Below are 14166 nucleotides of genomic sequence, written 5' to 3'. Positions count from 1 at the left end.
CCTCATCCATGGGGCAAATTATGCACACCACGCACTATTCATCCTTCCCGCTGCGTAAAACGCTGCTGGCCTTAGCCATCGGCGCTGCCAGTCAAACGGCGATGGCCGCGGACGCTGCCGCCGCGAAGCAACCTGGCGAAGAGACCCTCATCGTCGAGGCTAACGAAACCAGCGATTTTAAATCCGGCGGCGACCTGGTGGTTCCGGCATTCCTCGACGGGCAGATCGCTCACGGCGGCCGTCTGGGGATGCTTGGCGAACAAAAGGCGATGGACGTTCCTTTTAACGTTATCGGCTATACCTCGAAGCTGATTCAGGATCAGCAGGCGAAAACCATCGCCGATGTCGTCAGTAACGATGCTGGCGTGCAGGCCGTACAGGGCTACGGCAACTTCGCCGAGACCTATCGAATCCGCGGGTTTAAGCTCGATGGCGATGACATGACCATGGGCGGCCTGGCGGGCGTGGTGCCGCGTCAGGTGATGGACACCCAGATGCTGGAGCGCGTTGAAATTTTCAAAGGAGCTAACAGCCTGCTTAACGGTGCGGCCAGCAGCGGCGTCGGCGGGATGATTAACCTTGAGCCGAAACGGGCGGAAGATCTGCCGACCGCGCGCGTTGGCGTCGACTATACCTCTGATTCTCAGGTGGGCGGCACCCTCGACCTGGGACGCCGTTTCGGCGACAACAACCAGTTCGGCGCCCGGGTCAACCTGGTGCATCGCGAGGGTGAAGGCGCTATCGATAATGATAAACGTCGTACTACGCTGGCTTCGCTGGGGCTTGATTACCGCGGCGACCGTTTCCGCTCCTCGCTCGATTTCGGCTACCAGAAGAAAACGTTCCACGGCGGTACGATGGGCGTCAATATCAGCGGCGTGGATTTCGTTCCGGCGCTGCCGGACAACAGCAAAAACTACAGCCAGAAGTGGGGCTATAGCGATATCGAAAGCGAATTCGGCATGGCGAAGGCAGAATACGACCTGACCGATAGCTGGACGGTATACAGCGCCCTTGGCGGCCAGCATTCGCATGAAATTGGTACCTACAGCGCGCCGAAGCTTCTGAATAAAAACGGCGATGCGACGGTGGGCCGCCTGGATACTAACCGCATTATCGACGCGATCAGCGGCATGGGCGGGGTACGCGGCGATTTCAATACCGGCGCGATTTCGCATAAGGTGAACCTCGGCTATGCGGCGCAGGTGCATACCGATGCTACCGCCTGGCGGATGTCGGCGAAGAATCCGACCACCAATATCTATGACAACCGTGATGTGGCGATGCCGGATAACGCCTATTTTGGCGGCAACTACCACGATCCGCTGGTCACCTCGCGCAGCCGTACGCAGGGCTGGCTGCTGAGTGATACCCTCGGCTTCTTTAACGATAAAGTGCTGTTTACCGCCGCCGCTCGTCATCAGAAAGTGGTTGTGCGCAACTACAGCAACGCCACCGGGCTGGAAGATACCTCTTCGCGTTATACTCAAAGCCGCTGGATGCCGACGTTTGGCCTGGTGTACAAGCCGTGGGAGCAGCTGTCGCTGTATGCTAACCATACCGAAGCGCTGCAGCCGGGCTCTGTGGCGCCGACGACGGCGGCCAATGCCGGGCAGAGTACCGGGATCGCGCACTCGAAGCAGGACGAAGTGGGCGTCAAGATCGACTACGGAACGATCGGCGGATCGCTGGCGCTGTTTGAAATCAAAAAACCGAACGCTATTTCCGATACCGCTGGCAATTACGGCCTCGACGGCGAGCAGCGTAACCGCGGCGTAGAGATGAACGTCTTCGGCGAGCCGATGCTGGGGCTGCGTCTTAACGCCAGTACGGTGTGGCTGGATGCCAAACAGACTAAAACCGCTAAAGGCGCAACCGACGGTAAAGATGCCATCGGGGTGGCTAACTTCTACGCGGTGCTCGGCGCCGAGTATGATATCAAGCCGGTGGAAGGCCTGACCGCCACCGCGCGCGTCAATCATAGCGGGTCGCAGTATGCCGATGCGGCCAATACCAAGAAGCTGGATAGCTACACCACCCTGGATTTAGGCCTGCGCTATCGTATGCGCCTGAACGCCGACCAGAACGAAATGACCTGGCGCGTCGGGGTGACCAACGTGACCAACGAGAAGTACTGGTCTGGCATTGACGATACCGGTACCTATCTGTTCGAAGGCGATCCGCGTACCGTGCGCGTCTCAATGAGCTACGACTTCTGACGCTAAAAAAGCGGGGCGGGCGGCTGACGCTCGCCCCGCGCAACTTGCGACAATTCCCCCTAAGTGATAAAAGGTGCCCCTTCACAAAAACACACAGGGGAACGACGTGAAAGACGCGTCAACGTCGTCGGATGCCGTAGAAGAGAGCGGCCCGACGCTTCATCGCGGTTTACAGAACCGACACATTCAACTTATCGCCCTTGGCGGCGCGATTGGTACCGGCCTGTTTCTTGGCATTGGTCCTGCGATTCAAATGGCTGGCCCGGCGGTCTTATTGGGCTACGCCGTGGCCGGGATTGTCGCTTTTCTGATCATGCGCCAGCTGGGCGAGATGGTGGTGGAAGAGCCAGTATCCGGCTCCTTTGCCCACTTTGCCTACAAATACTGGGGCCCGTTCGCTGGTTTCCTGTCCGGCTGGAACTACTGGGTGATGTTCGTGCTGGTAGGGATGGCGGAACTGACCGCCGCCGGGATCTACATGCAGTACTGGCTCCCCGACGTGCCCACCTGGGTTTGGGCGGCGGCCTTCTTCCTCATTATTAACGCCGTCAACCTGGTCAACGTCCGTCTGTATGGCGAAGCGGAGTTCTGGTTCGCACTGATTAAGGTGCTGGCGATTATCGGCATGATTGCCTTTGGCCTGTGGATGCTGTTTGGCGGCCACGGCGGCAGCAAAGCCGGGTTCGACAACCTGTGGAAACACGGCGGCTTCCTCGCCACCGGCTGGCACGGTCTTATTCTGTCGCTGGCGGTGATTATGTTCTCCTTCGGCGGGCTGGAACTTATCGGCATCACCGCCGCCGAAGCGCAAAACCCGGAAAAGAGCATCCCGAAAGCGGTGAACCAGGTGGTTTATCGTATCCTGCTGTTCTATATCGGTTCGCTGGTGGTGCTGCTGGCGCTCTACCCGTGGGTGGAGATCAAATCCGACAGCAGCCCGTTTGTGATGATTTTCCATCATCTCGACAGCAACATGGTGGCCTCCGCGCTGAACTTCGTCATTCTGGTGGCCTCGCTGTCGGTCTATAACAGCGGTGTGTACTCCAACAGCCGGATGCTGTTCGGCCTGTCGGTGCAGGGCAATGCGCCGACGTTCCTCGCCCGCGTCAGCAAACGCGGCGTGCCGGTGAATTCGCTGCTGCTGTCAGGCGTCATTACCTCGCTGGTGGTGGTGCTGAACTACCTGCTACCGCATGAAGCGCTGGGGCTGCTGATGGCCCTGGTGGTGGCGACGCTGCTCCTGAACTGGATCATGATCTGTATGGCGCACCTGAAGTTCCGTGCCGCCCAGCGCCGCAAAGGGCGTGAATCGAAGTTCAAAGCGCTGCTGGCGCCCGCCAGCAACTACTTCTGCATTGCTTTCCTTGGGTTGATTCTGGTGCTGATGTGCACTATCGACGGCATGCGCCTGTCGGCAATCCTGCTGCCGGTGTGGATCCTGTTCCTGTTTATCGCCTTCAAACTGCTGCGCCGCCCGGCGTAAGCGAGACGCCCCGCCGTCCGGCGGGGCTGCCTGCCTATTTATTGTGATCCTCTTCGCAGGTGGGGAATTTGTCTGGCGATCTTCTTTTTGTAATCGATTACTTTTGTGTTGAGCGATTTTGTAATCGATTACTTTTTTGAGGGCGAGCAACATGGTCACAACAACAGAAGGTCGGGAAAGTGTCCGCGTGAGCCACCGTTTTCTGGTGCCGCGGTTGTCGTTAATGATGTTTATGCAGTTCTTTATCTGGGGCAGCTGGTCGGTGACCCTGGGGCTGGTGATGACCCGCTATGAGATGTCACTGCTGATCGGCGATGCGTTCTCCGCCGGGCCGATCGCCTCCATCCTGTCCCCCTTTGTGCTGGGAATGCTGGTGGACCGCTTTTTCGCCTCGCAGAAGGTGATGGCGGTGATGCACCTGGCCGGGGCGGCGATCCTGTGGTTTGTCCCCCAGGCGCTGGTGGCGCAGAACGGCGCCCTGCTGATTGGCCTGCTGTTCGGCTATACGCTGTGCTATATGCCGACCCTGGCGCTGACCAACAATATTGCGTTCCACAGCCTGGCCAATATCGATAAAACCTTCCCGGTGGTCCGCGTGTTCGGCACCATCGGCTGGATTATCGCCGGGATCTGCATCGGGGTGACCGGCATCTCTGATACCACCGGCATCTTCACCGTGGCGGCGCTCTGTTCGGTGGCGCTGGCGATCTACAGCCTGACGCTGCCCCATACCCCGGCGCCGGCCAAAGGCATGCCGGTGCAGTTTCGCGATCTGCTGTGCGCGGACGCCTTCGCGCTGCTGAAAACCCGTCACTTCCTGATTTTCTCCCTCTGCGCCACCTTAATTTCCGTGCCGTTAGGCACCTATTACGCCTATACCGCGTCGTATCTGGCGGATGCCGGCGTCAAGGATGTCAGCACCGCGATGTCGTTCGGCCAGATGTCAGAGATCGTCTTTATGCTGGTGATCCCGCTGCTGTTCCGTCGCCTCGGGGTGAAATATATGCTGCTCATCGGCATGGTGGCGTGGTTTGTCCGCTACGCCTTTTTTGCCCTCGGGGTCAGCGAAGAGGGGCGCTTCCTGCTCTATCTGGGCATTTTGCTGCACGGCGTGTGCTATGACTTTTTCTTTGTCGTCGGTTTTATCTACACCGACCGCGTGGCGGGCGAGAAGGTCAAAGGCCAGGCGCAGAGCATGATTGTGATGTTCACCTACGGGATCGGCATGCTGCTGGGCTCGCAGATCTCCGGCGCGCTGTATAACCATCTGGTGGCCGGCCAGAGCGTGCCGCAGGCCTGGGTGACCTTTTGGTGGATCCCGGCGGTGGCCGCCGCGGTTATCGCGCTGATTTTCCTTTTCTCTTTCCAGTACAACGAGAAAGAGCCGCACTAATTTTTCAGGAGGGGGTATGAAAACGATTAAGGGACCGGGCATTTTTCTGGCGCAGTTTATCGGCCCGCAGGCGCCGTTCAACACCCTGGCGGGGATGGCGCAGTGGGCCGCCGGCCTGAGGTACAAGGCATTGCAGATCCCCTGCAACCACCCGGCGATTTTCGATGTCGAGCGGGCGGCGGCGAGCCAGACCTACTGCGACGAGGTCCGCGGCACCCTGGCGGAGCATGGGCTGGTCATCAGCGAGCTGTCCACTCATCTTGAAGGGCAACTGGTGGCGGTGCATCCGGCGTATGACGCGGCGTTTGACGCCTTTGCCCCAGCCGCGTTACATGGCGATCCGCAGGCGCGCCAGCGCTGGGCGGTGGAGAAAGTGCGCCAGGCGGCAGTGGCCTCCGGCCGTCTGGGGCTGAAGGCCCATGCGACCTTTTCCGGGGCGCTGGCATGGCCCTTTTTTTATCCGTGGCCGCCGCACAATCAGCCGCTTCTGGATGAGGCCTTTGCCGAGCTGGCCCGGCGCTGGCGGCCGCTGCTGGACCACTTCGACGAACAGGGCGTCGATGTCTGCTATGAGATCCACCCCGGCGAAGATCTGCACGATGGCGTGACCTTTGAGCGTTTTCTCGCGCTGGTGGATAACCATCCGCGCTGCAATATGCTCTATGACCCGAGCCACCTGCATCTGCAGCAGATGGACTATCTGACTTATATCGATATCTATCACTCGCGTATTAAAGCGTTTCACGTCAAGGACGCCGAATTTCGTCGCAACGGGCGCAATGGCGTCTATGGCGGATACCAGCCCTGGCAGCAGCGGGCCGGGCGTTTCCGCTCTCCTGGCGACGGGCAGATCGACTTCAAAGGGGTGTTCAGTAAGCTGACCGAATATGATTTTGACGGCTGGGCGGTGCTGGAGTGGGAGTGCTGCCTGAAGGACGCCGAGACCGGCGCGCGCGAGGGCAGCGAGTTTATCCGCCGCCATATCATTCCCGTTGCCGGACGGGCCTTCGATGACTTTGCCGCCGGCGGGAGGGAATAACATGATTCAGGTTGCGATAATCGGGGCAGGGTTTATTGGCCCGGCGCATCTGGAGGCGCTGCGGCGGCTGGGAGATGTCGAGGTCGTGGCGCTGTGCGACAGCCGCCTTGAGGCGGCGCAGCGCAAGGCGCAGGCGCTGAACATTGCCCATGCCTACGACAGCGTGGAGGCGCTGCTGGCCCATCCGGGGCTGCAGGTGGTGCATAACTGTACGCCGAACCATCTGCATGCCCAGATTAACCGGCAGATCCTCGCCGCCGGGCTGCACGTCTTCTCGGAAAAGCCGCTGTGTATGACGGCGGAGGAAGCGCGGGAGCTGGTGGCGCTTGCCGCCCGGGCCGGCGTGGTGCATGGCGTCAGCTTCGTCTATCGCCAGTTCGCCATGGTCCAGCAGGCGGCGGCGATGATCCGCCATGGCGATGTTGGCAGGATCTTCGCGGCGCACGGCAGCTATTTACAGGACTGGATGCTGCTGGAGACCGACTACAACTGGCGGGTCGATTCGGCGCAGGGGGGCGCGTCGCGGACGGTGGCCGACATCGGCTCCCACTGGTGCGATACCGTACAGTTTATGACCGGTCGGCGGATTGTCGAGGTGATGGCGGATCTGTCGATTGTCTGGCCGACGCGTAAAGCGCCAGTCAATGGCAAAGCGACCTTCAGCGCCGTTCACGAGGCGCAGGCATATGAAACCCGGCCTGTCGATACTGAGGACTTTGGCTCGGTGTTGTTGCGTTTTGACGATGGCAGCAAAGGCAGCTTGATGGTCTCCCAGGTGAGCGCCGGGCGGAAAAACCGTCTGGCGGTGGAGATTAACGGCAGCCTCTGTTCTCTGGCCTGGGATCAGGAAGTGCCCCAGCGACTGTGGATCGGCCACCGCGAGCAGCCGGATCGCCTGCTCAGCGACGACCCGAGCCTGCTGCGGCCGGAGGCCGCCGCCAGCGCCCATTATCCCGGCGGCCATATTGAGGGCTGGCCGGATGCCTTCAAGAATATGATGGGGCATTTTTATCAGGCGGTGCGCGCCGGGAAGATGCCGGAGGCCGGGGCCCGGCGCTTCGCCGCTTTCGACGACGGCGCCGATGTGATGTACATCATCGAGGCGATCGTCAAAAGCCATCAGCAGCAGCGCTGGGTCAGCGTCGAACGCTGAGCGCAGGCGGGGCGCAGGATTATTTCACCCCAAGATAGCCGTCGAGATAGGCACCGGAGAGCTCGTTGCCGAACAGGACGGCATCTTTATTTTCCATCGCATTATCCCATTTGTCGCTGGCGTTGCCGGTAAAGGCGTGCTCGGTGCGGGTGCCCTGCGCCGCCTGTTGTTTGATGGCCTCAGCGGTGCGGCGGGCGTCGCTTTCACTCATGCCAGCGGCTTTATCCTGCTGGCCGCGGGCGTACATTGCCGTGAAGGTCGGCAGGTTTAAACGGTAATTTTCCTGGCGGTTGACGGTGAAATTGCCGCCGACAAAATCGGAGCGGTGGGCGACAAACGCGTAAGCGTGGCGTTCCGGTGACGATTTTGACGAGGTGCAGCCGGTGATCGTTGCCAGGGCACAGCTGAGGGCGAGAACCGCGGTGGAGAGCCTCATGGAGATATCATCCTTAATCATAAACGAAGAAATAGGGCGCCAGGGGGGCTGTCGCCAGAGCGCGAACCGGGTGGAACGGCAAAAGGATGCGCGTTAACGGCGTGGGAGAGAAGCCCTGATTTTTAATAGTTTTCTCGTGCGTTCCCGCGCTTTCGCGCCAGGCTGGCAGGCTGACCAGAGGTCATTTATGATAGCCTGCAGGATCCACCTCTATCGCAGGAAGTGCAGGGTTTATGTCTATTCAGAAAATTGCTCGTCTGGCCGGCGTCTCGGTGGCCACGGTGTCGCGGGTGCTGAACAACAGCGATACGGTAAAAGCCAAAAACCGTGAGCGCGTGCTGCAGGCGATCAAAGAGAGCAACTATCAGCCGAACCTGCTGGCGCGTCAGCTGCGAACCGCTCGCAGCAATATGATCCTGGTGATGGTCTCCAATATCGCTAACCCCTTTTGCGCCGAGGTGGTGAAAGGGATAGAAGAAGAGGCGGAGAAGAATGGCTACCGCATTCTGCTGTGTAACTCCGGGTCGGATCTGGCCCGCTCGACCTCGGGCCTGCAGCTGCTCTCCGGCAAAATGGTCGACGGCATTATTACCATGAACGCGCTCTCCAGCCTGCCGGAACTGACCACCATGATTGGCGATGCGCCCTGGGTGCAGTGCGCGGAGTATGCCGACACCGGCAGCATCTCCTGCGTCGGGATTAACGACGTCGAGGCGGCTCAGGGGGCGGTGTCCCGACTGGCCGATAGCGGCCGCCGCCGCATTGCGCTCATTAATCACGACCTGAGCTATCGCTATGCCCGTCTGCGCGAGCGCGGCTATAAAAGCGTGCTGCACGTGCACGGTCTGGTGTATCAGCAGGTGACTTACGCGCAGGATCTTAGCGCGGCGGCCGGTAAACGGGCGATGGAGCAGCTGCTGTCGCAAGACGAGCAGCCCGACGCGGTGTTTGCCGTTTCGGACTCACTTGCTGCCGGGGCGCTGCGGGCGATTGACCAGGCCGGACTGCGGGTGCCGGAGGATATCGCGGTGATCGGCTTCGACGGCACCGAGCTGGCGGAAGTGGTCTCCCCGCAGCTGACCACCGTCGAACAGCCCTCCCGGGCGATCGGCCGCACGGCGGTGGATCTGTTAATGAAACGCATCGACGATCCCGACGCCGCCGTCGAGCGGGTGATGATGGACTGGCGCGTGATAGCCCGCGCCAGCGCCTGAGGATCAGCGGGAGAAGGCGCCCGCCAGCGCGCGAATGTCGTTGCCGGTGGGCGTTTGATGAATGCGTAAGCCAAACTCCTCCACCACGGCGAAGACATGGTCGAAAATATCCGCCTGGATCCCCTCATATTCCGCCCACACCACGGTGTTGGTGAAGCAGTAGATCTCGATGGGCAACCCGTTGGCATCCGGCGCCAGCTGGCGCACCATCAGGGTCATATCCTGGCGGATGCGTGGATGATGGCGTAAATACTCCTGCAGATAGGCGCGGAAGGTGCCGACATTGGTCATTCGCCGCTCATTGAGAACCGACTGTTCCCCGGCGTACTGCTGGTTCCAGGCGCTAATCTCCTCGTGGCGCGAATCCATATAGGGTTTGAGTAATTTCGCCCGGATCAGGCGCTGCTGCTCCTGTTCATCAAGAAAATGAATGCTGGTGGTGTCGATGTTAAGGCTGCGTTTGATGCGGCGGCCGCCGGAGGCCGACATGCCGCTCCAGTTTTTAAACGAGTCGGAGACCAGCGACCAGGTCGGAATGGTGGTGATGGTGTTGTCCCAGTTGCGTACCTTCACCGTGGTGAGGCCGATATCGATCACCGCGCCGTCGGCGCCGTACTTCGGCATCTCCAGCCAGTCGCCAAGCTTGAGCATATCGTTGGCAGAGAGCTGGATACCGGCCACCAGACCGAGGATCGGATCTTTAAACACCAGCATCAGCACCGCGGCCATCGCGCCGAGCCCGCTAATCAGGATCGCCGGTGACTGGCCTATCAGCAGGGAAATAATCAGGATGCCGATAATAATCGCCGTCACCAGCTTAATCCCCTGGAATATGCCCTTCAGCGGCAGCTGTGAGGCGGCGGGAAATTTCTGCGCCAGCTTTAAGATCACATCCAGCAGCGAGAAGAAGGACAGCATGGCATATATCATCACCCATAGCTGAGCCACGGTGGTTAATATTTCCGCGGCCTCGCTGCCTTTTTGCAGCCACAGCACCGCCTGCACGTTGACGATGATCCCCTGCAGGGTAAAGGCCAGTCGGTGAAAGAGTTTATTCTGCGTGATGATTTGCAGCCACAGATGGCTGCTGGCCAACGCCCGTTTTTCAAAAGCGCGCAGGACCACTTTGTGCAATATCAGATGCACGACCACGGCGGTGAATAAGATAATGCCGAAGATAATCATCAGCGAGCGGGTGGGGGTTATTTCGATTCCTAAGGCGGCAATTTGCGATATTAATTCCTGCATAACGTCTCCTGAATATCCAGCGGGTATGATGACCGCTGGATAGCTATTATGCAAATCACCGCCGCCGGTATTACGACGCTACCGTCGCCGGCTGTCGGTTGAGATGATGGCGCAGCCACAGCGCGATCGCCCCCAGCAACAGCATCATGACCACCTCGACCAGCAGAAAATCAATCAGCGCCTGCGGATAGTTCCCGCCGCCGCGGCGGGCCAGCGCGAGGAACAGCGAGCCAAGGATAGCCGGTCCGAGACCGAGGGTCGCCTGCTGCAGGGTGCTGAGGATGGCGCTCCCGGCCCCGGCGTCGCTGGCGCTGATATCGCGCATGCCAATCCGGTAAAAGCTGTTGACGATCAGCGCCTGGCCGTAGCCGATCAGCGCCGTGGCGGGGACCAGCGTCAGGGCGGTGGTGGCGATGCCGAAGCGGGAGAAGGTGGCGCACAGCAGCAGTAGCCCGGCGATCTGCACCGCCAGACCAGTCAACAGGATCCGCCCCATGCTGTGGCGGGCGATAAGCCGCGGGGCATACAGCGCCGAAATAAAATAGGCCACGCCGAGGGCGATAAAGCTATTGCCGGACTGCCACGGCGCCATCCCCAGCCCCTCCTGCATGGTCAGCGCCATGCAGAACATAAAGCCGGACCAGGCGCTGAAAAACAGCAGGGCGATGGCCATGCCGAAGCGGATGCTGGTCAACTGCAGCAGACGCGGCGGCAGCAGGGGATGGTCGCCGCGCTGCTGCTGGCGCAGGGCGCTCTGACGCATGGCGAACATGAGCGGCAGGACCGCCACCAGCATCAGCTGCAGCCACAGCGGCCAGTGCAGCTCCGGACCGAGGGCCATCGGGAACAGCAAGCAGCAGAGGATCAGCGCGAGGTACAGCGTGCCCAGCCAGTCAATACGCGACGGCGTCTCGCGACGGGTTTCCGGCACATAGCGGCGGCTCAGAGCCAACACCAGCAGGCAGATCGGCACATTAATAAAAAAGGCGTTGCGCCAGCCCAGTCCGGCGATGTCCGCCGATACCAGCCAGCCGCCGCCCATCTGTCCGACAATAAAGGCGATCCCGCCGATGCCGCCATACAGGCTGATAGCCCGGGCGTGGGCGGGGCCTTTGAGGGTCACGTGCAGAGTGGCGAGGATCTGCGGCACAATCAGCGCCGCCCCGGCGCCCTGCAGGGTGCGGGCCGCCAGCAGGGCGCCGATGCTGTTCGCCATCCCGCACAGCAGGGAAGCGATGCCAAAGAGGGCGACGCCCCACATAAACAGGCGCCGGCGGCCATAGTTATCGCCAAGCTTACTGCCCATCGCCAGGCAGACGGCAAAGGCGACGCCGTAGAGCGCGACGATAAGCTCCAGCTGCGTGGCGCTGGCCGCCAGGGTGTGGGTGATGGCGTCCAGCGCCACATTGGTGATCGAAGTATCAATAAGCGGCAGCATCTGGCCGCCCAGCAGCAGCAACAGACCGGCGCGGCCGGGTGAAACAGCAGACGTATTCATGGGATTCTCCATTGCGTCATTCAGCAGACCGACGTAGCATTACCGATAAATTAAACGGGTACCAGTTCCTGTCTATACTGGTACTGGCACTACTATGCTGGAGGGGTGATGACCACGATGCCGCAACGGGAGTTGACGATCGCCGTGCCGGACGATCGACGCAAACAGCTGGGGGCATTTTTGCGCGCCCGCCGCGAAAGCCTCGATCCGCAGCGCCTGGGGTTGCCCCGCGTGGGCCGCCGGCGCACGCCGGGCCTGCGTCGGGAAGAGGTGGCGATGCTCGCCGACGTCGGCGTCACCTGGTACACCTGGCTGGAGCAGGGGCGGGAGGTGAATCCGTCGGAGGCGGTGCTGGTGGGGGTCGCGAATGCCCTGCAGTGCAGCCCGCTGGAGACCCGGCACCTGTTCGTACTGGCCGGGCTGACCCCGCCGGAAGCCACCCAGGTGACAGTGTGCGAAGGCATCAGCCCCGGCACCCGCCGCATGCTGGACAGCCTGATGCCGCAGCCGGCCAGCATTCAGAAACCGAACTTTGATATTGTGGCCTGGAACGACAGCTTCTGCCGCCTGATGGGCATCGATTTCGCCACCCTCCCGGAAGAAGATCGCAACTGTATTTATCTCTATCTGACCCATGAGACCTGGCGCAGCCGGATCGAAAATCGCGATGTGCTGCCGACCTTCGTCTCCTATTTCCGCGCCGCGATGGCCGAGCACCGCGGCGATCCGGCGTGGGAAAACAAGCTGGCGCGCTTTTTCGCCGCCTCGTCAGAGTTTGAAGCGCTGTGGCATCAGCGTTACGAGGTGCGCGGTGTGGAAAACCAGATTAAACATTTTAACCACCCGCAGCTCGGGCGATTCAGTCTGCAGCAGATGTACTGGTATTCGGCGCCGCGCAACGGTTCGCGCCTGCTGGTCTATCTGCCGATGGACGAGGCGGGCGAGCAGGCGCTGGCGTGGCTGGACCAACATTAATCACAAGGAATCAGATGGCTGGCAATGTGCCATCTTCGGGTATTCCCGGCCGGCGCTGCTGGACGGTTCCCTTACCCTCCGGGAGAGGGGTAGGGAAAGCACTGTCGGGAAGTCCTGTATGTGATCTACGACTTCAGCACACATTGCGCTCCCGATACGCCTTCTGCGTTATGTCACTCATGGCGCAGGGAGCGCACAGGGGGCGGCCAGTCGCCGCCGCCCCCTGTACCCCCGGGCTCCGGCCAGCAAAATCGCCACTGCGTGGTGCCTTCGACTTATCCCTGCAGGCCTCGGCCTGCCGGGAACGTCTCAGCGATGTTGAGGCCGCCAGCACCGGCAGTATCAGCAGCCCCAGGACCCGCGGTGATTTGGGTTTGTAGGCCGGGTAAGGCGTACGCCGCCACCCGGCAGAAAGGCGAGCACATTAGCGAAAACAGGTTTGTCATCAGTCTCAAGGAATGCCTATGAACGTAACCCGAAAAGAGCAGCGCATTATTCAGCGCGCGCTGAACGCCTGGCAGGCCAGTGGGGAGTTAACCCCGGCGGACAGCCAGCGGCTGGCGCAAACGCTGCGCGTCTCCCCCTTCGACTGGCGGCGCCTGAGCCGCTACGCCTTCTGGACCGCGCTGGCCTGCGTGCTGATTGCTCTGGGCAGCCTGTTCGCCGACAGCGAGCTGGTGGCGTGGCTGCTGAGCCTGTTCAGCCACTCGGCGCTGACGCGGATCCTGCTGCCTGCGCTGCTGGCAGTCGTCTGCTACGGCTGGGGCTTTCGCCGCCAGCGACGGGAAACGCAATGGCACTACAGCACCGAGGCGATTTTGTTTCTGGGCGTCGTCTTTACCGCCGTGTCGCTATGGCAGCTTGGCGAACGGCTGGATAACGGCAGCGGCCATATCGCACCGCTGTTTCTGGCCGGATGCGTGATTTACGGCGCCATCGGCTATGTTGCCCGCTCCGGGCTGGTGTGGCTCTTTTTTCTGCTGGCGCTGGGCAACTGGTTCGGCGCGGAAACCGGCTACGTCTCGGGGTGGGGCGCCTACTGGCTGGGCATGAACTACCCGATTCGCTTCGTCCTGTTCGGCGGCGCGCTGCTGGCGCTCTGCTACGGCGCGCAATCCCTGCTTCGCCAGCGGCAGCTGTTTACCGTCAGCAAGGCGATGGGCCTCACGTACCTGTTTATTGCGCTGTGGATCCTGTCGATTTTCGGCAATTACGACGCAGACAGCTGGTACCAGGTGAGCCAGGCGCGACTCCTGCCGTGGGGGCTGCTGTTTGCCGTAGCGGCCGGCGTCTGCATTTTTATCAGCCTGAAAACCGATGACGGAATGCTGCGCGGCTTCGGACTAACCTTCCTGGCGATCAATCTCTATACCCGTTTCTTTGAGTTTTTCTGGAACGGGGTGCACAAAGTGCTGTTTTTCCTGATCCTTGCCGTCTCGCTGGCGGTGATTGGCCGCTATGCCGAGCGCATCTGGCACGCGGGGAACGTTAAGCCATGAAAAATTAAG

11 protein-coding genes are annotated in these 14166 nt (G+C 60.9%); 8 read left to right on the top strand and 3 right to left on the bottom strand.

The genetic code is table 11. The features are described from left to right. Nucleotides 1–20: 20 nt before the first annotated feature. The 5 genes from FHW76_RS07815 to FHW76_RS07795 all read left to right on the top strand — a co-directional run bounded on the left by FHW76_RS07815 (nt 21) and on the right by FHW76_RS07795 (nt 7287). A complete protein-coding gene (locus FHW76_RS07815) occupies nt 21–2219 on the top strand; it encodes a TonB-dependent siderophore receptor (RefSeq protein WP_022065421.1) in 2199 nt (732 codons plus the stop codon). 106 nt (nt 2220–2325) lie between these two features. Then, a complete protein-coding gene (gene pheP / locus FHW76_RS07810; RefSeq protein WP_012968762.1) occupies nt 2326–3702 on the top strand; it encodes a phenylalanine transporter in 1377 nt (458 codons plus the stop codon). A gap of 187 nt (nt 3703–3889) precedes the next feature. Beyond that, the gene (locus FHW76_RS07805) at nt 3890–5095 is read left to right on the top strand and encodes an MFS transporter (RefSeq protein WP_012542531.1); all 1206 of its coding nucleotides are present in this window, start codon (nt 3890–3892) and stop codon (nt 5093–5095) included. A 16-nt stretch (nt 5096–5111) separates the two neighbouring features. Then, nucleotides 5112–6134 (top strand): sugar phosphate isomerase/epimerase, encoded by a 1023-nt coding sequence (locus tag FHW76_RS07800; RefSeq protein WP_032729529.1) that lies wholly within the window; start codon nt 5112–5114, stop codon nt 6132–6134. Nucleotide 6135: 1 nt separating this feature from the next. Further along, nucleotides 6136–7287: a Gfo/Idh/MocA family protein gene (locus tag FHW76_RS07795; protein ID WP_022065424.1), complete on the top strand. Its 1152-nt coding sequence runs from the start codon at nt 6136–6138 to the stop codon at nt 7285–7287. A 19-nt stretch (nt 7288–7306) separates the two neighbouring features. On the opposite strand, the gene FHW76_RS07790 is transcribed toward FHW76_RS07795, so the two are convergent. Beyond that, complete coding sequence (locus FHW76_RS07790) at nt 7307–7723, bottom strand: Exc2 family lipoprotein (RefSeq protein ID WP_004183289.1); 417 nt, start codon at nt 7721–7723, stop codon at nt 7307–7309. Nucleotides 7724–7956: 233 nt separating this feature from the next. Here FHW76_RS07790 and FHW76_RS07785 point away from each other — a divergent pair, with 233 nt between their 5' ends. Continuing rightward, nucleotides 7957–8937 (top strand): LacI family DNA-binding transcriptional regulator, encoded by a 981-nt coding sequence (locus FHW76_RS07785; RefSeq protein ID WP_012968759.1) that lies wholly within the window; start codon nt 7957–7959, stop codon nt 8935–8937. Nucleotides 8938–8940: 3 nt separating this feature from the next. Here FHW76_RS07785 and FHW76_RS07780 read toward each other — a convergent pair whose 3' ends face one another. Together FHW76_RS07780 and FHW76_RS07775 are read right to left on the bottom strand one after the other, a co-directional pair. After that, the gene (locus FHW76_RS07780; protein ID WP_004202471.1) at nt 8941–10185 is read right to left on the bottom strand and encodes a mechanosensitive ion channel family protein; all 1245 of its coding nucleotides are present in this window, start codon (nt 10183–10185) and stop codon (nt 8941–8943) included. 70 nt (nt 10186–10255) lie between these two features. Next, nucleotides 10256–11683, bottom strand: coding sequence for an MFS transporter (locus tag FHW76_RS07775; protein ID WP_046882469.1), 1428 nt, complete (start codon nt 11681–11683; stop codon nt 10256–10258). A 108-nt stretch (nt 11684–11791) separates the two neighbouring features. Here FHW76_RS07775 and FHW76_RS07770 point away from each other — a divergent pair, with 108 nt between their 5' ends. Both FHW76_RS07770 and FHW76_RS07765 read left to right on the top strand, forming a co-directional pair. Next, complete coding sequence (locus tag FHW76_RS07770; RefSeq protein ID WP_008805530.1) at nt 11792–12658, top strand: helix-turn-helix transcriptional regulator; 867 nt, start codon at nt 11792–11794, stop codon at nt 12656–12658. Between the two features lie 464 nt (nt 12659–13122). Further along, nucleotides 13123–14157, top strand: a complete 1035-nt coding sequence (locus FHW76_RS07765; protein ID WP_183476520.1) for a DUF2157 domain-containing protein — start codon at nt 13123–13125, stop codon at nt 14155–14157. The last annotated feature ends 9 nt before the right edge of the window (nt 14158–14166 follow it).

The sequence above is a fragment of the Klebsiella sp. RC2 genome, from assembly GCF_014192815.1.
GTDB lineage: Bacteria > Pseudomonadota > Gammaproteobacteria > Enterobacterales > Enterobacteriaceae > Klebsiella > Klebsiella variicola.
This window is presented reverse-complemented; position numbering and strand designations above follow the sequence as displayed.